The organism is Streptomyces sp. NPDC088354 (assembly GCF_044753585.1).
Classification (GTDB): domain Bacteria; phylum Actinomycetota; class Actinomycetes; order Streptomycetales; family Streptomycetaceae; genus Actinacidiphila.
Genome location: NZ_JBIVNJ010000012.1, coordinates 41,674 through 61,208 on the forward strand (window position 1 = coordinate 41,674; position 19,535 = coordinate 61,208).

General features: G+C 72.6%; 15 protein-coding genes. 8 read left to right on the forward strand and 7 right to left on the reverse strand.

Annotated elements, in window-relative coordinates; genetic code table 11:
• Nucleotides 1-50 precede the first annotated feature (50 nt).
• The 4 genes from ACIP98_RS19550 to ACIP98_RS19565 form a co-directional block, all read right to left on the reverse strand.
• A complete protein-coding gene (locus ACIP98_RS19550) occupies nt 51-3,950 on the reverse strand; it encodes a multifunctional oxoglutarate decarboxylase/oxoglutarate dehydrogenase thiamine pyrophosphate-binding subunit/dihydrolipoyllysine-residue succinyltransferase subunit (RefSeq protein ID WP_401977033.1) in 3,900 nt (1,299 codons plus the stop codon).
• Between the two features lie 215 nt (nt 3,951-4,165).
• Entirely contained in the window at nt 4,166-5,260 is a 1,095-nt protein-coding gene (locus ACIP98_RS19555; protein WP_319660042.1) for a HAMP domain-containing sensor histidine kinase, read from the reverse strand.
• Nucleotides 5,257-6,003 (reverse strand): response regulator transcription factor, encoded by a 747-nt coding sequence (locus tag ACIP98_RS19560; RefSeq protein WP_319660041.1) that lies wholly within the window; start codon nt 6,001-6,003, stop codon nt 5,257-5,259. Before ACIP98_RS19560 ends, ACIP98_RS19555 begins: the two co-directional genes overlap by 4 nt.
• Nucleotides 6,004-6,064: 61 nt before the next feature.
• Complete coding sequence (locus ACIP98_RS19565; protein ID WP_401977035.1) at nt 6,065-6,748, reverse strand: spermidine synthase; 684 nt, start codon at nt 6,746-6,748, stop codon at nt 6,065-6,067.
• Between the two features lie 134 nt (nt 6,749-6,882).
• Between ACIP98_RS19565 and lon the strand changes: the two genes are divergently transcribed.
• Together lon and ACIP98_RS19575 are read left to right on the forward strand one after the other, a co-directional pair.
• Complete coding sequence (gene lon / locus ACIP98_RS19570; protein ID WP_319660039.1) at nt 6,883-9,348, forward strand: endopeptidase La; 2,466 nt, start codon at nt 6,883-6,885, stop codon at nt 9,346-9,348.
• Between the two features lie 260 nt (nt 9,349-9,608).
• Nucleotides 9,609-10,031, forward strand: a complete 423-nt coding sequence (locus tag ACIP98_RS19575) for a MarR family transcriptional regulator (protein ID WP_319660038.1) — start codon at nt 9,609-9,611, stop codon at nt 10,029-10,031.
• Nucleotides 10,032-10,221: 190 nt separating this feature from the next.
• Here the strand turns inward: ACIP98_RS19575 and ACIP98_RS19580 are convergent, their stop codons facing one another.
• Nucleotides 10,222-11,067: a hypothetical protein gene (locus tag ACIP98_RS19580; protein ID WP_401977037.1), complete on the reverse strand. Its 846-nt coding sequence runs from the start codon at nt 11,065-11,067 to the stop codon at nt 10,222-10,224.
• Between the two features lie 389 nt (nt 11,068-11,456).
• Here ACIP98_RS19580 and ACIP98_RS19585 point away from each other — a divergent pair, with 389 nt between their 5' ends.
• The 6 genes from ACIP98_RS19585 to ACIP98_RS19610 all read left to right on the forward strand — a co-directional run bounded on the left by ACIP98_RS19585 (nt 11,457) and on the right by ACIP98_RS19610 (nt 17,574).
• Nucleotides 11,457-13,952 (forward strand): nitrate- and nitrite sensing domain-containing protein, encoded by a 2,496-nt coding sequence (locus ACIP98_RS19585; protein ID WP_401977038.1) that lies wholly within the window; start codon nt 11,457-11,459, stop codon nt 13,950-13,952.
• Nucleotides 13,952-14,503 carry a roadblock/LC7 domain-containing protein gene (locus tag ACIP98_RS19590; protein ID WP_319660035.1) on the forward strand — a complete coding sequence of 184 codons (552 nt, stop codon included), beginning with the start codon at nt 13,952-13,954 and terminating at the stop codon, nt 14,501-14,503. The genes ACIP98_RS19585 and ACIP98_RS19590 overlap by 1 nt, the downstream gene beginning before the upstream one ends.
• Nucleotides 14,503-14,907, forward strand: coding sequence for a DUF742 domain-containing protein (locus tag ACIP98_RS19595; protein WP_319660034.1), 405 nt, complete (start codon nt 14,503-14,505; stop codon nt 14,905-14,907). Before ACIP98_RS19590 ends, ACIP98_RS19595 begins: the two co-directional genes overlap by 1 nt.
• Nucleotide 14,908: 1 nt before the next feature.
• Nucleotides 14,909-15,511: an ATP/GTP-binding protein gene (locus tag ACIP98_RS19600; RefSeq protein WP_319660033.1), complete on the forward strand. Its 603-nt coding sequence runs from the start codon at nt 14,909-14,911 to the stop codon at nt 15,509-15,511.
• A gap of 94 nt (nt 15,512-15,605) precedes the next feature.
• Nucleotides 15,606-16,841 carry a styrene monooxygenase/indole monooxygenase family protein gene (locus ACIP98_RS19605; RefSeq protein WP_401977039.1) on the forward strand — a complete coding sequence of 412 codons (1,236 nt, stop codon included), beginning with the start codon at nt 15,606-15,608 and terminating at the stop codon, nt 16,839-16,841.
• A 220-nt stretch (nt 16,842-17,061) separates the two neighbouring features.
• Nucleotides 17,062-17,574 (forward strand): DUF3592 domain-containing protein, encoded by a 513-nt coding sequence (locus tag ACIP98_RS19610; protein WP_401977041.1) that lies wholly within the window; start codon nt 17,062-17,064, stop codon nt 17,572-17,574.
• A gap of 45 nt (nt 17,575-17,619) precedes the next feature.
• Here the strand turns inward: ACIP98_RS19610 and ACIP98_RS19615 are convergent, their stop codons facing one another.
• Both ACIP98_RS19615 and ACIP98_RS19620 read right to left on the reverse strand, forming a co-directional pair.
• Nucleotides 17,620-18,405, reverse strand: coding sequence for an alpha/beta fold hydrolase (locus tag ACIP98_RS19615; RefSeq protein WP_401977042.1), 786 nt, complete (start codon nt 18,403-18,405; stop codon nt 17,620-17,622).
• Between the two features lie 102 nt (nt 18,406-18,507).
• A complete protein-coding gene (locus ACIP98_RS19620; protein WP_401977142.1) occupies nt 18,508-19,506 on the reverse strand; it encodes a zinc-dependent alcohol dehydrogenase family protein in 999 nt (332 codons plus the stop codon).
• Between the last annotated feature and the right edge of the window lie 29 nt (nt 19,507-19,535).

Sequence of the window (19,535 nt, forward strand, 5' to 3'; positions counted from 1 at the left end):
CCGCACTCGACGAGTGCGGGGCCCCTCGCGTGGTGTCGCTCAGTGGTGCCTCAGAGGTCGAAGACCTCGTGCACCAGCTGCTCCTGCTCCTGCTGGTGCCGCTTGGCGGAGCCGACCGCCGGCGACGAGGAGGACGGGCGCGAGACGCGACGCAGCCGGTCGGCGTTGTCGGGGGCGGCGCCCAGGACCAGGTCGAGGTGGTCGATGAGGTTGAGGGCGATGAAGGGCCAGGCACCCTGGTTGGCCGGCTCGTCCTGGGCCCAGACGTACTTCTGGGCCTTGGTGAACGGGGCCAGGGCGGCCTGGATCTCCAGGCCCGGGAGCGGGTAGAGGCGCTCGATCCGGATGAGGGCGGTGTCGAAGGCACCGCGCTTCTCCCGCTCGGCGACGAGGTCGTAGTAGACCTTGCCGGAGCAGAAGACGACCTTGCGGACCTCTTCCGGCCTGACGGCGGAGTCACCGATGACCGGCTGGAACTCACCGGAGGTGAAGTCCTCGGTCGTCGACGTCGCCGCCTTCAGGCGCAGCATCGACTTCGGGGTGAAGACGATGAGCGGCTTGTGGTGCGGGTTGTGGACCTGCCACCGCAGGAGGTGGAAGTAGTTCGCCGGGGTGGTCGGGACCGCGACCGTCATGTTGTTCTGCGCGCACAGCTGCAGGAAGCGCTCGATGCGGGCGGACGAGTGGTCCGGGCCCTGGCCCTCGTAGCCGTGCGGGAGGAGCAGGGTGACGCCGGACGTCTGGCCCCACTTCTGCTCGGCGGAGGAGATGAACTCGTCGACGACGGTCTGCGCGCCGTTGACGAAGTCACCGAACTGGGCCTCCCAGGCGACGAGCGCGTCCGGGCGGGCGAGCGAGTAGCCGTACTCGAAGCCCATCGCCGCGTACTCGCTGAGCAGCGAGTCGTAGATGTTGTAGCGCGCCTGGTCCTCGGCGAGGTAGAGCAGCGGGGTGTAGTCCTCGCCGGTCTCCCGGTCGACCAGGACGGCGTGCCGCTGGCCGAAGGTGCCGCGGCGGGAGTCCTGACCGGCGAGCCGGACCGGGGTGCCCTCCATCAGCAGAGAGCCGATGGCCAGGGTCTCGCCCATGGCCCAGTCGATGGTGCCGTCCTCGACCATGGCCGCCCGGCGCTGCAGCTGCGGCAGCAGACGCGGGTGGACGGTGATCCGCTCGGGGATGTTGACCTGCGAGGCCGCGATCCGCTTGACGGTCTCCTGGCTGATCGCGGTGGCGACCGGGACCGGGAACTCCGGTCCGGGGGCCGCGTTCTCCTCCTGCTGCGAGGTGGAGGGCGCGGTGGCCTCGCGGACCTCGGTGAAGACCTTCTCCAGCTGGCCCTGGTAGTCCTGCAGGGCCTGCTCGGCCTCTTCCAGGGTGATGTCGCCGCGGCCGATCAGGGACTCGGTGTAGAGCTTGCGCACCGAGCGCTTCTTGTCGATCAGGTCGTACATCAGCGGCTGGGTGAAGGACGGGTTGTCGGCCTCGTTGTGACCGCGGCGGCGGTAGCAGATGAGGTCGATGACGACGTCCTTGTTGAACGCCTGGCGGAACTCGAAGGCGAGCCGTGCGACGCGGACCACGGCCTCCGGGTCGTCGCCGTTGACGTGGAAGATCGGCGCCTCGATCATGCGCGCGACGTCGGTGCTGTACATCGACGAGCGGGAGGACTCCGGGGCGGCGGTGAAGCCGACCTGGTTGTTGATCACCACGTGCACGGTGCCGCCGGTGCGGTAGCCGCGCAGCTGCGACATGTTGAGGGTCTCCGCCACCACGCCCTGGCCGGCGAAGGCCGCGTCGCCGTGGAGCACGACCGGCATGACGGTGAAGTCGGTGCCGCCCTTGCCGATGACGTCCTGCTTGGCGCGGGCGATGCCCTCGACGATCGGGTCGACCGCCTCCAGATGCGAGGGGTTGGCGGCCAGCGAGACCTTGATCTGCTCGCCGTCCAGGCCGGTGAAGGTGCCCTCGGCGCCCAGGTGGTACTTCACGTCGCCGGAGCCGTGCATCGACTTCGGGTCGAGGTTGCCCTCGAACTCGCGGAAGATCTGCGCGTACGACTTGCCGACGATGTTGGCCAGCACGTTCAGCCGGCCGCGGTGGGCCATGCCGATGACGACCTCGTCCAGGCGCGACTCGGCGGCCGCGTCGATGACGGCGTCGAGCAGCGGGATGACGGACTCGCCGCCCTCCAGCGAGAAGCGCTTCTGGCCGACGTACTTGGTCTGCAGGAACGTCTCGAAGGCCTCGGCGGCGTTGAGCCGGCGCAGGATGCGCAGCTGCTCGTCGCGCTCGGGCTTGGTGTGCGCGCGCTCGACGCGGTCCTGGATCCACTTGCGCTGCAGCGGGTCCTGGATGTGCATGAACTCGATGCCGACGGTGCGGCAGTACGAGTCGCGCAGCACGCCGAGGATGTCGCGCAGCTTCATCAGGGACTTGCCGGCGAAGCCGCCGACCGCGAACTCGCGCTCCAGGTCCCACAGGGTGAGCCCGTGCTCGGTGATGTCGAGGTCGGGGTGCTTGCGCTGCTTGTACTCCAGCGGGTCGGTGTCGGCCATGACGTGGCCGCGGACCCGGTAGGAGTGGATCAGCTCGAAGACGCGGGCGGCCTTGGTGACGTCGTCGTCGTGGCTGGCGTCGATGTCCTTGAGCCAGCGGACCGGCTCGTAGGGGATGCGCAGCGCCTCGAAGATGTCGTCGAAGAAGTTGTTCTCGCCCAGCAGCAGCTGGTTCATGATCCGCAGGAACTCGCCGGACGCGGCACCCTGGATGACCCGGTGGTCGTAGGTGCTGGTCAGCGTCATGACCTTGGCGATGCCCAGCTTGTTCAGGGTGTCCTGGGAGGTGCCCTGGAACTCGGCCGGGTAGTCCATCGAGCCGACGCCGAGGATCACCGACTGCCCGGGCATGAGCCGCGGCACCGAGTGGACGGTGCCGATGCCGCCGGGGTTGGTCAGGGAGGCCGTGACGCCGGAGAAGTCGTCCATGGTCAGCTTGCCCACCCGGGCGCGGCGGACGATGTCCTCGTAGGCCTGCCAGAACTCGAAGAAGTTCAGGGTCTCGGCCTGCTTGATCGCCGCGACGACGAGCTGACGGTCGCCGTTGGGCTTGACCAGGTCGATGGCCAGGCCGAGGTTGACGTGCTCGGGCTTGACCAGCGTCGGCTTGCCGTCCTTCTCGGCGAAGGACCAGTTCATCGACGGCATGATCTTCAGTGCCTGCACCATGGCGTAGCCGATGATGTGCGTGAAGGAGACCTTGCCGCCGCGGGCGCGCTTGAGGTGGTTGTTGATGACGATGCGGTTGTCGAACAGCAGCTTCACCGGGATGGCGCGCACGGAGGTGGCCGTGGGCAGCTCCAGCGAGGCGTGCATGTTCTTCGCCACGGCCGCGGACGGGCCGCGCAGCGTCACGAACTCGGGGCCCGCGGGGCTCTCGCCGGCGGAGGCCCTGGGGGCCGGGGTCGGCTGCTGCGCCGGGGTGGGCTTCACGACGGCGGGCTTCGCCGGGGCGGGAGCCGCGGCGGCGGCCGGAGCCGGGGCGGCGGCAGGGGCGGCAGCGGCGGGCTTCACCGGCGCGGGGGCCGGGGCCGGGGCTGCCGGAGCCGCGGGGGCCGGAGCTGCCGGAGCCGGGGCGCTGACCGGCGCGGGCGCGGCGGCACCGCTGGCGGCCGGCGGAGCGGCCGGCGCTGCTGGGGGAGGCGTCGCAGGACGTCCCGTGGCGACCGCGGAACCCGTATCCGCTCCCGGCTTGTAGTCGGCGAAGAAGTCCCACCAGGCTCGGTCGACCGAGTTCGGGTCCTGGAGGTACTGCTGGTAGATCTCATCGACAAGCCACTCGTTCGGCCCGAATCCCGCGGCAGGGTCCTGACCCTGCCCGTCGGTTTCGGTCCTGGGGGTACCGCCCGGCCGGAGGCTGGGGGAACTCGAGCTATTGGGGGACTGTGGCGACACGGCGGTAACCGCCCTCTTCCGCTTCACAAGGTGATGGACAGCGGGAATAAAGGCTACGCCTATTGGACCGGTTCATGCAGGCCCGGGGGCCAGTCGTCGCCTAAGTCACATCGAAAGTGCGGTTTCGGCGCGGAGATTGGCGGGAAAGGGGTCCTGAATCGACTGCCTCTGGCCGGGCGCAGCAAGCCCCCGGCCGTACTGCGTACGTCAGTGCGTCAGACCGGCGCCGGGGCGGAACCCGGAAGGGTGACGCGTATGCGGCAGCCCCGCGGGGACTCGGCCACCTTGATGTCGCCGCCGTGCAGGTCCACCGCCCAGCGGGCGATGGCCAGCCCCAGCCCCGTACCGCCGTCGCCGGGGCCCGCGCTGCCGCGGTTGAAGCGCTCGAAGACGCGGGTGCGCTCCGCCTCGGGGATGCCGGGACCCTCGTCCAGTACCTCCAGGTCCAGGCTGCCGGGGCCGGCGCCGCGCCGGGCGCGGACGGTGACCCGGCCGCTGGGCGGGCTGTGCTTGACGGCGTTGTCGACCAGATTGGCGACCACCTGGTGCAGCCGCTCGGCGTCCGCGTACGCGGTGAGCTCCGGCGGCGAGACGTCCAGGTGCAGATGGACGTCCTTGCGCGGCCGTGCGCCCGGCTTGCTGTCCTGCAGCCCCAGGCTCGCGGTCTTGATCACGGCCGACAGGTAGGGCCACACCTCGAAGCGCTTGGCGTCCAGCGGCACGATGCCGCTGTCGAGGCGGGACAGGTCCAGCAGGTGGGCGACGAGCAGGCTGAGCCGCTCGGCCTGCTGCAGCGCGGTGCGCATCGTCTCCGGGTCGGCCTCGGAGACGCCGTCGACGACGTTCTCCAGGACCGCGCGCAGCGCCGCGATCGGCGTGCGCAGCTCGTGTGAGACATTCGCCACCAGCTCCTTGCGGTGCCGGTCGACGGCCTCCAGGTCCGCGGCCATGCGGTTGAAGGCGTCGGCCAGCTCGCCGACCTCGTCACGGCGGGCGGCGGTGACCCGCCGGCCGTAGTCACCGCGGGCCATCCCGATGGCCACCGAGGTCATCTCCCGCAGCGGCGCGGTCAGTCCGTGGGCGACCAGCTGGGAGATGAGCAGCGAGGCGATGATCGAGAAGATCGTGATGATCCTGATCTCGGTCGCGGAGTGCATCGCCACATAGATGAGGAAGGTGGTGATCGCCACGGAGGCGATCACCAGGAACTGCAGCGCCGCCTTGATGGACCGGAACGGGTCCCACGGCCGCAGCGCGGCCCACACACGGTCCCGCAGGCTCGGCGGGGGTGGCGCGCTGAAGGGGCTCATGGCGTGGGGGTCTCCAGGGCGTAGCCGACGCCGTGGACGGTACGGATGCGCTCCGCGCCGATCTTGCGCCGCAGGGCCTTGACGTGGCTGTCGACGGTCCGGGTGCCCGAGGCGTCCGCCCAGTCCCAGACCTCCGCGAGCAGCTGCTCGCGGGAGAGCACGGCGCGCGGCTGCTGCGCCAGGCACACCAGCAGGTCGAACTCGGTGGGCGTCAGGTGCACGTCCGCGCCGCGGACCCGGACCCGCCGCTGGGCGTTGTCGATCTCCAGATCGCCCAGCTGCATGTTGGCGCCGCGCGGGTCGCGGGCGGCGATCGTGGCCCGCTCCACGCGGCGCAGCAGGACGTGCACCCGGGCGACGAGCTCGCGCAGCGAGAACGGCTTGGTCATGTAGTCGTCGGCGCCCACGCCGAGGCCGACCAGCATGTCGGTCTCGTCGTCGCGCGCGGTGAGCATGAGCACCGGCACGGGCCGCGCGGCCTGCACGCGGCGGCAGACCTCCAGGCCGTCGTAGCCGGGCAGCATGACGTCCAGCACCAGCAGGTCGGGCTGCCAGGCGGCGGCGGTGTCCACCGCGGCGGGCCCGTCGCCTGCGGTGCGGACCTGGAAGCCCTCGGCCCGCAGGCGTACGGCGATGGCGTCGGCGATCGTCGCGTCGTCCTCGACCACCAGCACCCGGCGCTGTGCGCCGGGGGTGGCCGCGACCGCTGCGGCGTCGCCCGGAGTCGGCTGAGTGGTGTCCATGTGCGGTCCCCCATGGTCGTTTGCGTTGCGCAGCAGCGTACGGGGCACGACGGTGCCGCGGCTATCCGGGTGTGGTTGCCAGGTGCACGACATCCGGAACGCCCCGTTTCACGGGCGTCTCGATCGTCCGGACCCGCGTGAACTGCGCAGCCCGCAGCGCGTCCTCGAACGCGGCGGACGGCTGGGCCGACCATACCGCCAGTACGCCGCCGGGCGTGAGCCGTGCCCGGCAGGCCGCCAGGCCCTCGGGGCCGTACAGCCCGCGGTTGTCGTCGGTGACCGTCCAGTCGGGGCCGTTGTCGATGTCCAGGCACAGGGCGTCGTAGCTCGCGTCCGCCTCCCGCAGGTACGCCACCAGGTCGCCCTCCAGGACCGCCACCCGCGGGTCGTCCAGCGCGTGCTCGGAGAACGGCGCCAGGTGCCCGTCGCGGTGCCAGTCGACGACCGCGCGCTCGCGCTCGGCCACCGCGATCCGTCCCCAGCGCGGCTCCCGTACCGCGTGGGCCAGTGAGAAACCGACGCCCAGGCCCCCGATCAGCACCGACAGGTCCGCCCGGTCCGGCGGCAGGGCCGCCAGGGCCGCGTCGACGAGCAGCCGCTCGGAGCGGCCGTCGGAGGTGTCCATCAGAAAGGTGCCGTTGGCGATGATCTCGAACCGCTCGCCGTGCCGGCGCAGGGCCACCTCGCCGTACGGTCCCTCGCGGCGGTCGAGTGTGACGGGTCGTCCCTCTTCGTTCGCGTGCATGGGCTCAGCGTAATGAGCGGCGTCAGGGGCTGGTCGGCAGTCGATCGCTCAGAGCGAACACGGTCCGGGGAACACCGGGGGCATCAGAAGCATTGAGTCTGCATAGCTCAACTTGATTGCTCTAGGGAGAGATAATGGCTCAATCGTCTTCGTCGGCGTTCGCGCCGCTCACCCTGCCCGTGCTGCCGCTCGACGACGCGGTGGTCCTGCCGGGCATGGTCGTGCCCGTGGACCTCACCGACGCCGAGGCGCGTGCCGCGGTCGAGGCGGCCCAGGCCGCACAGCGGTCCGGTCTGCCCGGTGTCGGCAACAAGCCGCGGGTCCTGCTCGTTCCCCGTGTGGACGGCGACTACGCGGGAGTGGGCACGCTGGGCACCGTCGAGCAGGTGGGACGGCTGTCGGACGGCGATCCCGGGGCCGTGATCCGCGGCGTCAGCCGCGTGCGCATCGGCGCCGGCACGACCGGACCCGGCGCCGCCCTGTGGGTGGAGGGGACCGAGCTCCCCGAGCCGGTGCCCGCCGAGGCGCCCGGCACCGTCGCGGAGCTCGTCAAGGAGTACAAGGCACTGGCCACCAGCTGGCTGCGCAAGCGCGGCGCCTGGCAGATCGTGGACCGCGTCCAGCAGATCGACGACGTCTCGCAGCTGGCCGACAACGCCGGATACTCCGGATTCCTCACCACCAAGCAGCGCATCGAGCTGCTGGAGACCACCGACCCCGTCGCCCGGCTGAAGCTCGCCACGCAGTGGCTGCGCGACCACCTGGCCGAGCAGGACGTCGCGGAGACCATCCGCAAGGACGTCCAGGAGGGCATGGAGAAGCAGCAGCGCGAGTTCCTGCTGCGGCAGCAGCTGCAGGCCGTCCGCAAGGAGCTGGCCGAGCTGAACGGCGACCCGGAGGACGAGGCGGACGACTACCGTTCCCGCGTCGAGGCCGCCGACCTGCCCGAGAAGGTGCGCGAGGCCGCCATGAAGGAGGTCGAGAAGCTGGAGCGGTCCAGCGACGCGTCCCCCGAGGGCAGCTGGATCCGCACCTGGCTCGACACCGTCCTGGAACTGCCGTGGAACACCACGACCCAGGACGCCTACGACATCCCCGGCGCGCGGGCGGTGCTGGACGCCGACCACGCGGGGCTGGAGGACGTCAAGGAGCGCATCACCGAGTACCTGGCCGTGCGCAAGCGCCGCACCGACCGCGGTCTCGGGGTCGTCGGCGGGCGCCGCGGCGGCGCGGTGCTGGCCCTGGTGGGCCCGCCCGGTGTCGGCAAGACCTCGCTCGGCGAGTCCGTGGCCCGCGCCATGGGACGGAAGTTCGTGCGCGTCGCGCTCGGCGGCGTCCGCGACGAGGCGGAGATCCGCGGCCACCGGCGCACCTACGTCGGTGCGCTGCCCGGCCGCCTGGTGCGCGCCATCAAGGAGGCCGGGTCCATGAACCCGGTGGTCCTGCTGGACGAGATCGACAAGGTGGGCTCCGACTACCGCGGCGACCCGGCCGCGGCCCTGCTGGAGGTCCTGGACCCGGCCCAGAACCACACCTTCCGGGACCACTACCTGGAGGTCGAACTGGACCTCAGCGACGTGGTGTTCCTCGCCACCGCCAACGTCCTGGAGGCCATCCCCGAGCCGCTGCTGGACCGGATGGAACTGGTGCGGCTGGACGGATACACCGAGGACGAGAAGGTCGTCATCGCGCGTGACCACCTGCTGCCGCGCCAGCGCGAGCTGGCCGGGCTCGGCGAGGACGAGGTCGCCGTCGACGACGCGGCCCTGCGCAAGCTGGCCGGGGAGTACACCCGCGAGGCGGGCGTGCGCACCCTGGAGCGGTCGATCGCCCGCATCCTGCGGAAGGTCGCGGCCAAGCACGAGCTCGGCGAGCGCGAGCTGCCGTTCACGGTGACCCCGGAGGACCTGCGGGACCTCATCGGGCGTCCGCACCACGTGCCGGAGTCCGCGCAGGACCCGCAGGAGCGGCGCACCGCGGTGCCGGGCGTGGCCACGGGCCTGGCGGTGACCGGCGCGGGCGGCGACGTCCTCTACATCGAGGCGTCGCTGGCCGATCCGGAGACCGGCGGCAGCGGGCTGCAGCTCACCGGGCAGCTGGGCGACGTGATGAAGGAGTCGGCGCAGATCGCGCTCTCCTTCCTGCGCTCGCACGGCGCCGAACTGGAGCTGCCGGTCGGCGACCTGAAGGAGCGCGGCGTCCACATCCACGTCCCCGCGGGCGCGGTCCCGAAGGACGGCCCGAGCGCGGGTGTCACCATGACCACCGCGCTGGCCTCGCTCCTGTCGGGGCGCCGGGTCCGTACGGACGTGGCGATGACCGGCGAGGTGTCGCTGACCGGGCGGGTGCTGCCCATCGGCGGCGTCAAGCAGAAGCTGCTGGCCGCGCACCGCGCCGGGATCACCACCGTCGTGATCCCCAAGCGGAACGAGGCGGACCTGGACGACGTCCCCGCCGAGGTCCTGGAGAAGCTGGAGGTCCACGCGGTCTCGGACGTCCGGCACGTGCTGAAGCTGGCCCTGGAGCCCGCCGTCACCGGTGCGGACACGGGCACGGACGCGGACACGGACTCCGGCCTGGAGACCTCGGTCGCGGCGTGAGTGAGGCCCCGACCGGGTGAGAGAAGAGAGCGGCCCCTCCCATGCGCCTGGGAGGGGCCGCTCCCGCGTGCGCGGGGGCCGGGCGTGGGGTGGGGGAATGACACCGTCCGCGCACGTGCCCCTGGTCACGTCGTTGATCCACGTCTGCGAAATACTGGGGGCGCTGCACATACGGCGGCGCCTGAAGCGAATTTTCCATCCTGAAAGCGGGTGACCGCGTGGCCGAGACGGCCGGGTCCCACGGAGGTGCCGACCCTGTGATGGAGGCGCTCGAACGCGAACTGACCGTCCTGTTCCGGCGGGCCAGGGCCTCCCAGGGCGAGATGGCCCGCGAGGTGCACCCCGAACTCGAACCCGCGGCGTACGGGCTGCTCGCCCGGCTCGCCGAGACCGGGCCGCAGCGGGCGACCGTCCTGGCCGGGTACTTCGGGGTCGGCAAGGCGACGATGAGCCGCCAGCTGCGCGCCCTGGAGGAACTCGGGCTGATCCTCCGCGAGCCGGACCCGGCGGACGGCCGGGCCTTCCTCGTCCAGCTGACCGCGGAGGGCGAGGCCCGATTCACCCGCGTGCGCCTCGCGCGGCGGGCCCGCTACGTCAGCCGGCTGAGCGGCTGGGACCGTGTGGAGCTGTCGGAACTGGCGCGGTTGCTGGCTCAGCTGAACGACGCGCAGGAAGGTGCGTGACGCTGCGCTGGGCTTGTGCCGGTGCGGGTGCCGGTGCGGGTGTTTTCGGGTGCGGGTGGGGTGGGGCTGGTCGCGCGGTTCCTCGCGCCCCTTTGGGGGCGGTGGTTAGGGCCGGCAGCGTGTGAGCGCCGTGCCGGTGGGGTGGGGCTGGTCGCGCAGTTCCTCGCGCCGCCCCCGTGGGGTGTCGTGGCTAGAGCTCAACGAAGATCGCGGTGGCGTCGTCGCTCCGCTTGCCGCGGGGGAAGCGGGTGCCGGCCGGGTCGGCGGACTCCGCGAGGCGGACCCGGCGGACGAGTTCGTCGGGTCCGGACTTGCGCAGCAGGGCGAGCAGGCCAGGGCGGTCGGTCTCGCCGAAGACGTCGGCGAGGCGGGTCGCCCCGTCGGTGAGTGCGGCGATCGCGCGCACCGACGACCGCGGCCGCACGCCGGTGACGGCGCGGGCCGCCACCCCCGGGTCCGCCGCGGCCGTGAAGAAGCCTCCCTCGGCGTTGCGGAGCGCCTCGACGGCCTCGACGTACGCCGCCGCTGCCCGCGTGCGCTCCGCGCTCCCCCGCGGCAGCGCACGGACGGCGGCGCGCAGGGCGGGCACCGGATCGGGCAGGTGGTCCAGGCGGTCGTCGAAGACGGCGTGCACCGCGCCGGAGGCGTCCTCGATGAGCAATTCCGAGTCGGATAGCACCAGATGCTCCACGCTGTCCGCATTCCACCGGACCGCCACGACCGTCGCCTGGGGGGTGCGCCGGTGATAAAGGTCACAGGTTTCGCGGTGCGTGTCGGCGGTCCGGGCGATGGCCTGCGCGAGACACTCCGCGAGCGGCGGCGCCGCGTGCGAAACGGACAGTTCGATCATGGAACCGCCCAGCTCGGAGACGTACCAGGGCACTGAGTGGCGGCATCCGGTGGGGCCGTCGGGCGGGGTGACACCGTCCAGCAGGATCAGTGAACCGCCGCCGCCTGACGCGGGCACGGCGATCGCCGCGAAGTCCTCGTTCGGGCGATCGGGGGTGCCGGGCTCCGTGGCCGTCTCGACGCGCATGCGTCCAGTGTGCGGCACCGGCTCGCGCGGCCTGTTCGAACCCCGGCGGGGGCCCGCCGAGGGGCCCGGGCCGTGAAGGCGCGCATCCTGCCAGGACCGCGCGGAGGACGCCAGTTGCCCGCCGATCCGGTCGGTGAACCCGCGAGTAACGATCCCGCGCGGGAGTTGAACGTCAACTTGTCGGTGCGATTCACTCGTTCGGGTGTCGAGGTGAGGGACGCACATCTGCATTCCGGGTCGGCCTGAGATGGTCGGGACGATGCCGGGAAGAGGCCAGACGTTGCCGTGCTCGGCGCTCGGCCGATGTGTCGTCATCTCGGGACAACTGGACCAGGCAGACGGGATGGCGAGCACCGGTGCGAACACGACGTAACCCGCGGACCAAGCGCGTGCGGCAGAGACTGCTCGGTGCTCTGCTGATCTGCGCCGTCACCGTTCTGGCCGCCTCCGCTCCGGGGGTGGCGACCGCCGTACGGGACCTCGCGGAGTCCCAGCGACTGCTCGGCATGGCCCGGCTGCAGGCGCAGGCGGTCTCCCTCAGCCACGTGCTGGCCGACGAGCGCGACGACACGGCGGTGCTCGTCGCCACCGGGCGGTCCGCCGGGGACGGCACGGGCGGCTCCGCTCCGGAGAAGGAGCGTGCCGACCGGCAGATCGAGGAATTCCGCGCCGCCGCCGCGGACGCCGACACCGCCGACGCCCCGGCTTTCGCCGCCGCGCTCACCGAGGCCGACCGCCGGCTCGCCGAACTGCCCGCGATCCGGCAGAAGGCGCACTCCGGGCCCGGCGGCGCCGTCGCCGCCGTCATGGCCTACCAGCCCTCCATCGACGCGCTGAACGGCGTGGGCGCGGCCGTCGCCAGGTCACTGCCCGCCCGCGGCGCCTCCGCCGACACCACCGCGCTGCCCTTCCTCGCACGCGCCGTCGACCAGGCCTCGTTCCAGCGCGGACTGCTGGTCGGCGCGCTCGCCGCGGGCGGCCCGCAGGCCGAACCGGTGGGCGCCGCGCAGACCGCGGCGGTGGGCGAGCGGACGGCACTGGCCGACTTCCGCGCCGCCGCGTCGTCCGCCGCGGAGGAGCAGTACGAGCAGACCGTCACCGGCTCCGACGTGTCCACCGCCGAACGGCAGCTGAAGACGCTGCTGGACGCGGGGTCGCTCTCGGCCGACGACCAGAAGCTCACGTCCTCCTCCGCGCAGTCCGCGCTCTCCGCGCGGATCGACCTGATGCGCGGGGTCGAGTCCTCCCTCGCCGCGGCCTCCGCCGACCACCTCGCCGCGCTGCGCTCCGACGACGTCACCGGCCTCGAACTCCACGTCGCGCTGGCCGGCGTGTGCTTCCTGCTGGTGCTCGCCACCTGCGTCTCCACCGCCCGCTCGATCACCCGGCCCGTCGCCGCGCTCAACCGTTTCGCACGCGGTGACGTACCGGCCGACGAGCAGGTCAAGGCCGTCGGCTCGGACGAGTTCGCGGCGGTGGCCCGCGCCGTCAACGCGCTGCGCGCGCAGACCGCGGGCCTGCACGACCGGGTCGCCGGGCAGGACGCCGAGTACACGCGGGTGCAGGGCGTGCGCGACGCGCTCGCCGCCGAACGCGACCTGCTGCGCAGCCGGCAAGAGGAACTGACCGCCGAACTCGCCACCCTGCGCGGCAGCGTCGGCGCCACCTATGTGAACCTCACCCTGCGCACGCTCGGCCTGGTCGAGCGGCAGCTCACGCTCATCGAGAAGCTGGAGGAGCTGGTCCACGACCCGGACGAGCTCGCCCAGCTGTTCCGCCTGGACCACCTGGCCACCCGGATGCGCCGCAACAGCGAGAACCTGCTGCTGCTCGCGGGCACCGAGCACGGCCACGCGCACCCCCGGCCGGTCCCGCTGGTGGACGTGGCCCGCGCCGCGGTCTCCGAGATCGAGACGTACGAACGGGTCCGCATCCAGCAGCTGCCCGCCGGCCGGATCGCCGGGTTCGCCTCGGACGACCTCAGCCACCTCGTCGCCGAACTGCTGGAGAACGCCACCACGTTCTCGCCGCCGGAGACCGAGGTGCAGCTGTCCGGCTGGATGCTGGAGAACGGCGAGCTGATGCTGTCCGTCGAGGACGAGGGCATCGGCCTCCCGGCCGCCCGGCGGGAGGAGCTCAACGACCTTCTGGCACAGGCCGATCCGGCCGCGCCGGCCTCCGAGGCCACCGGCATGGGCGCGTACGTGATAGCCCGGCTCGCCGCCCGGCACGGCATCCGCGTCCAGTTGCGCGACGCCAAGCACGGCGGCACGACCGCGGTCGTGGTCGTCCCCGCCTCGCTCACCGCGCCCGCGGAGGACCCGGAAGGACCGCAGACCCCGGTCGAGGCCGCGGTCGCAGGGGAGCCGTGGCAGCCGCGCGCGGCCCGGACCCGGTCCGCCCCGCTGCCGGCCCCGCGCGAGGAGCGGGACGGACTGTCGGCGGGCCAGGAGGCGGGGGAGCCCGCGGCCGAGGGGGACGGCGCCGGGCACGAACCGATCGAGCACGCCCGCGCCGACCAGCCGGTACCCGCGCCCGCGCCCGCGCCGGTGCCGGCGCCCGCCTCGGACAGGACGCCGCTGACCGCCAAGGGACTGCCTCAGCGCGTCCCGCGCGCCACCGGCCTGTCGGGCGAGCCCCAGGTCCGGGACGCCCGCCAGGGGAGGGCGGTGGACCCGGAGGAACTGCGGCGCAAGCTCGGTGGCTTCGCCCAGGGCCTGCGCGAGGGGCGGGCGGACGCGGACGCCGAGACACGCGAGATCCGGCGCGACACGGACGCGCCCCAGGGGACGCCCCAGGGGACGAGGGAAACAGCGGAAGAGAAAGTCAGCTCGGGGGGACCACAACAAGTCGAAGCCGAAGGCGTCGAGGAGGCACGCGGTTGATGTCGGCCAGAACGGACACCCAGAGCGAGCGGGACCTGAGTCACGAGGCACGCAACCTCCAGTGGCTGCTGCGCAATTTCGTGGACGACGTGCCGGGCGTCCGCTCCGTGGCCGTCGTCTCGTCGGACGGACTGCTGCTGCTGAACTCCGAGTCGGACGAGCCCGACGCGCCGGACGATCCGGCCGGTGCCGCGGACGCGTCCGGGCAGTCCGCCGACGATGACGACGACACCGCCGCGGGACCGCCCAAGGGCCCGGCCGGCACCTTCGCCGACCTGGCGACGGTGGTCTCCGGCATCGCCTCCCTCACCGACGGCGCCGCGCGCCTGATGGAGGGCGGCGGGGTCCGGCAGACGGCGGTCGCGATGGAGAACGGCAGCGTGTTCGTGATGTCGATCAGCGACGGCTCGCTGCTGGGCGTCCACGCGGACGCCGAGTGCGACATGAGCATCGTGGCGTACCACATGGCCCTCTTCGTCGGCCGGGCCGGCCATGTGCTCACCCCGCAGCTCCGCACGGAGTTGCGGCAGGCGATCGAAGGAGCCCGCTGATGCCCCGGCACGCCGCGGCGCTCCCGGTCCGCGGCGCCGGACGGCGCTCCGCCCGGGTGCGCCCTTACGCGCTGACCGGTGGCCGCACGTCCTTCGGGCACGTGCTGCTCGTCGAGACCTTCGTGGCCACGATCGACGGTGCGCAGGAGCGCCGCGAACTGACCTCCGGGGGCTGGGCGGAGCGCGTGATGCCGGAGATGCGCGCCATCGTCGAGCTGTGCCGCCGGATGCGCTCGGTCGCCGAGATCTCCGCGCTGCTGCGCATGCCGCTGGGCGTCGTCCGCGTGCTGCTCAGCGATTTGGCCGATCAGGGAAGGATCCGTGTGTACGGGACCGGGCACGGGCCCGGCACCCCCGATCGCGCGCTGCTGGAGAGGGTGCTCGGTGGACTTCGCAGGCTCTGAGATGACGTCGGTGGCGGAGGAAGAGGGCCTGCAGGAGTGGCAACTGGACGTGAGTCGCGCGCCCACCTCAACCAAGATCGTCGTGGCGGGCGGTTTCGGCGTGGGCAAGACCACGTTCGTCGGCGCGGTCTCCGAGATCACCCCGCTCACCACCGAGGCGGTGATGACCCGGGCCAGTGAGGACATCGACGACCTCGGGTCGACCCCGGACAAGAAGACGACCACGGTGGCGATGGACTTCGGCCGCATCACGCTGGACCGGGAGCTGGTGCTGTACCTGTTCGGCACGCCCGGCCAGCAGCGGTTCTGGTTCATGTGGGACGACCTGGTGCGCGGCGCGATCGGCGCGGTGGTGCTGGCCGACACGCGGCGGCTGGCGGACGCCTTCCCGGCGCTGGACTACTTCGAGACCAGCGGGCTGCCGTACGCGGTGGCGGTGAACCAGTTCGAGGGCACCACCGCGTACGACGAGATCGACGTCCGTGAGGCGCTGGCCGTACCGGACGAGGTCCCCGTGCTGATCTGCGACGCGCGCGACCGCGCGTCGGTGATCCAGGTGCTGCTGGCCCTGGTCAAGCAGGCCCTGGTCGCCCACCCGGAGTAGCAGCCCCGCGGCGGTTGCTCCCGCGGGCGGGCGCCGCCGCAATCCCGACCCACCTCACCCCATTCAGCAGCACCGTACGAGAGAGCGTGCCGTCTTGCGCAGAATACTGATCGTGGGGGCCGGGCAGTCCGGCCTCCAACTGGCCCTGGGGCTGCAGGCCCAGGGCTACGAGGTCACCGTCATGTCCAACCGCACGGCGGACGAGATACGCGAGGGGCGTGTCATGTCCACCCAGTGCATGTTCGACACCGCTCTCGGCCACGAGCGCGACCTCGGCGTCAACTTCTGGGAGGACCGGGCCCCGCGGATCGAGGGCCTGGGCGTCTCGGTCGCCGCCCCCGACGGATCCCGTCCGATCGACTGGGTCGGCCGGCTCGACGGGTACGCCCAGTCCGTCGACCAGCGCGTGAAGATGGCCGGCTGGCTGGAGACCTTCGGCCGGCGCGGCGGAAAGCTGGTCGTCCACGGCGTCACCGTCGGCGACCTGGACTACTTCTCCCGCGCCTACGACCTGGTGCTGGTCGCGGCCGGCAAGGGCGAACTCGTCTCGCTGTTCGGCCGGGACGCCGCCCGCTCCCCGTACGACAGCCCCCAGCGCGCGCTGGCCGTCGCCTATGTGCACGGCCTCGGCCCGCGGCCGGAGCACCCGGACTTCCACGCGGTGCGGCTCAACATGGTCCCGGGAGCCGGTGAGCTGATCGTCATCCCGGCGCTCACCACCTCGGGCCCCTGCGACATCCTGTTCTGGGAGGGGCTGCCCGGCGGCCCGCTCGACGTCTTCGCCGACGTGAAGGACCCCGCGGAGCACCTGCGCATCACGCTGGACCTGATGAAACGTCACCTCCCGTGGGAGTACGACCGGGCCCGCGACGTCGAACTGACCGACGCCGGCGGCACCCTGGCCGGCCGCTTCGCCCCGATCGTCCGCCACCCGGTCGCCGAGCTGCCCTCGGGCGGCCTCGTCCTCGGCGTCGCGGACGTCGTGGTCGCCAACGACCCCATCACGGGCCAGGGGTCCAACAGCGCGTCCAAGTGCGCCGCCGCCTACCTCGCGGCGATCGTCGAGCACGGCGACGAGCCCTTCGACCGCGCGTGGATGGAGTCCGCCTTCGCCCGCTTCTGGTCCACCGCGGAGCCGGTCACCAAGTGGACCAACGCCCTCCTCGGCCCCCCGCCGGAGCACATCCTCGGCCTGATCGGCGCGGCCGGCCAGTTCCCGGCGGTCGCCGACCGCTTCGCGAACGGCTTCGACGACCCGTCCGACTACGAGTCGTACTTCTACGACCCCGAGAAGACCGCCGCCTACCTGGCCTCGGTCGCCGGCGCGTGAGCGTCCCCGGCCGCTGAGACCCACGGGCCGCCGGCGCGGGCGAACACGCCGGCGGCCCTGACCGGAACGAGGCCCTGTGCAGGCCCGCCCGTGGTGGACGGTGCCGGCCGACTCCCTCCACGATCCGAGCACAGCACCCGTCCCGCCCCGATGAGCTGCCATGATCTGCCGAGGCGGCGCAGCGGAACGCGGTGTGCCGGGAGGACAGAAGGTGCGGTGGATGGACGCCGGCGAGATACCCCTGGTGCTCGTGCCCGGTCTCATGGCGGCGGGGGCACTCATCGGTGCGGGCTTCACCGTGCGCTCGTGGCACCGCACTCGAGCCGTGCTGCGTGACGGGCAGCGCGTGCCCGCCCGCTGCGTCCGGATCTCCACGCGGGTGAGCGGCGACGGGGAGAACGGCACGTCCTCACGCCAGCGTTACGTCCTGGAGTACGCGGTCCCCGCGGGCGCCACGCACCGGATCGACGAGGGGACGTTGCCGTCCACGACGTGCGAAGGCGACATGGTCACCGTGGCCTACGACACCCGACGACCCGGCCAGGGCGTGGTCGTGCCGCCGGACGGCGGAACGGGAGGCGTGGGCGCGGCTGTTCTCGTCGCGTTCCTGCTCGTCTTCGCCGTCGGAGCGCTGGTTTTCGCCCACAGCGCGGCCGGCAGCTTCGACGACGGCGACATGAACGCCCCGTTCGGGGACAGCGGGATCTCCGTGCTCGCACCGGGAACCGCGTGAGTCCGAGCGTTCGGGCCGCCGCGGCGCACCGGCCGCGGGCGTCGGTCAGCGGGCGAGGAACGGGACGAGTGCCGCCAGGAGTTCGGTGGGCGCGTCCAGCGGGATGAGGTGGGCCGCCGCGGGGAATTCGACCAGGGCGGCGCCGGGGATCTCGGCGGCGTAGCGGCGGGCGATGTCCTGGAAGTCGGCGACGTCGAGGCGCCCGAAGCCGACGAGCGTGGGAACGGTGATCGTGGCGACGTCGCGGTCCGTACCGCCCTCGGAGTGCTGCCCGACGGTCTCCTGATGGGTCAGTGCGATCCGCATCGGGTCGCGCAGTCGGTCGGCGAGTCCCGGGGCGACGTCCTCCCAGCCGCGGCTGGGACCGCGCAGCCACATGTCCATGTTGACCGCGACTGCGGCGTCCAGGTCTCCTGCGGCGAGAGCCGCCGTCTCGGCCTCGTCGTAGGCGACCATCTCCGCCGACCAGTCGTATCCGCGCCATGGCGGGGCGAGCATGGTCAGCGAGTGGACGCGGTCGGGGTGGGTGAGGGTGAAGTCCGCGGCCACGCGGCCGCCCCAGGAGGCGCCGACGATCCGGACCCGGTCGTGACCGAGGTGGTCCAGGAGGCGGAGCAGGTCGTCGGTCTCGCTGAACGGGCCGGTCGGCGGCGGGGACTGGCCGAAGCCGCGCAGGTCGTACCGGACGACGGTGTGCCGCTCCGCGAGGGCGGGCGCCACCGCGTCCCACATGCGGTGGTCGGCGACGCCGGCGTGCACGAGGACGACGGGTGGGCCTTCGCCGGTGACGGTGCAGAAGAGATGGCCGAGATGATCACTGAGTATGGGCATCCGTGGATACTCGCAGGTCGGCGCCGCACGGGCCACCGAATTGCCGTCGGGCCCCGGGCCGTTCCCGTGCAGCGGCCCCGGACCCGATCCGGACCCGGGCGGTCAGCCGGCGACGTCGACCACGATCTTGCCCGCCGTGGCGCCGTGTTCGACGGCGGCGTGCGCCTCGGCGGCCGTGGCGAGGGTGAACCGCCGGGGGTCGACCCGCGGCCGCAGGGCTCCGGCCGCGACCAGGGCGGCAGCCTCGCGGAGGACCTCGCCGTGGTGCTCGCGCCCCCGGCCGGTCAGCAGGGGCAGCAGCGTGAAGACGCCTGAGTAGCTCGCGCCGCGGAAGGACAGCGGCGCGAGGCTGTGGGTGCCCCAGCCCAGCGCGGTCACCACGTGGCCCGTGTAGGTGCGTACGGCGGTGAACGACGCGTCGAGCGTCTCGCCGCCCACCGTGTCGTACACGATGTCGAAGCCCTCGCCGCCGGTGTGCTCGGCGACGTAGTCCTCGACCGGGGTTGCCGTGCGGTCGATCGGGGTGGCGCCGAGGTCCGCGATCGTCCGCAGGCTGTGCGGCGCCCCGGTGGCGAAGACCCGCGCGCCGCGGGCGTGCGCGAGCTGCACGGCGACATGCCCGATGCCGCCGGCGCCGCCGTGCACCAGCACCGTGTGGCCCTCGCGCACGCCCGCCCGGTCCACCAGGCCCTCCCAGGCGGTGACGAAGACCAGCGGCAGGGCGGCGGCCTCGCGCATGCTCAGGGCGGCGGGCTTGCGGGCCAGCAGCCGGGCGTCGACGGCCGCGTACTCCGCGAGGGATCCCTGCACGTCCCCGACGCCGCCGGTGAGCCCGTAGACCTCGTCGCCCGGGGCGAAGCCGGTGACGTCCGGGCCGACCGCCTCGACCACGCCGGCCAGGTCCAGGCCCAGCACGGCGGGCAGCCGGCTGCGGGCGTGGGCGGCCTTCCCGGCCCGGATCTTGGTGTCCAGCGGGTTCACCCCACTGGCCTCGACCCGGACCAGCACCTGGCCGGGGCCGGCCACCGGAACCGGGAGCTCGCCCAGGGCCAGGGGGCCGCCGAACCGTTCCAGCACCACCGCGCGCATGGCGGACATGATTTCTCCAATCGAACAGACAGGTCTGTTTC

Bases quoted from the DNA above. Each gene is read 5' to 3' on its own strand.
- ACIP98_RS19555 (WP_319660042.1), bottom strand. From the start codon at position 5,260: ATGAGCCCCTTCAGCGCGCCACCCCCGCCGAGCCTGCGGGACCGTGTG.
- ACIP98_RS19560 (WP_319660041.1), bottom strand. From the start codon at position 6,003: ATGGACACCACTCAGCCGACTCCGGGCGACGCCGCAGCGGTCGCGGCC.
- ACIP98_RS19565 (WP_401977035.1), bottom strand. From the start codon at position 6,748: ATGCACGCGAACGAAGAGGGACGACCCGTCACACTCGACCGCCGCGAG.
- lon (WP_319660039.1), top strand. From the start codon at position 6,883: ATGGCTCAATCGTCTTCGTCGGCGTTCGCGCCGCTCACCCTGCCCGTG.
- ACIP98_RS19575 (WP_319660038.1), top strand. From the start codon at position 9,609: ATGGAGGCGCTCGAACGCGAACTGACCGTCCTGTTCCGGCGGGCCAGG.
- ACIP98_RS19580 (WP_401977037.1), bottom strand. From the start codon at position 11,067: ATGCGCGTCGAGACGGCCACGGAGCCCGGCACCCCCGATCGCCCGAAC.
- ACIP98_RS19590 (WP_319660035.1), top strand. From the start codon at position 13,952: ATGTCGGCCAGAACGGACACCCAGAGCGAGCGGGACCTGAGTCACGAG.
- ACIP98_RS19595 (WP_319660034.1), top strand. From the start codon at position 14,503: ATGCCCCGGCACGCCGCGGCGCTCCCGGTCCGCGGCGCCGGACGGCGC.
- ACIP98_RS19600 (WP_319660033.1), top strand. From the start codon at position 14,909: ATGACGTCGGTGGCGGAGGAAGAGGGCCTGCAGGAGTGGCAACTGGAC.
- ACIP98_RS19610 (WP_401977041.1), top strand. From the start codon at position 17,062: ATGGACGCCGGCGAGATACCCCTGGTGCTCGTGCCCGGTCTCATGGCG.
- ACIP98_RS19615 (WP_401977042.1), bottom strand. From the start codon at position 18,405: ATGCCCATACTCAGTGATCATCTCGGCCATCTCTTCTGCACCGTCACC.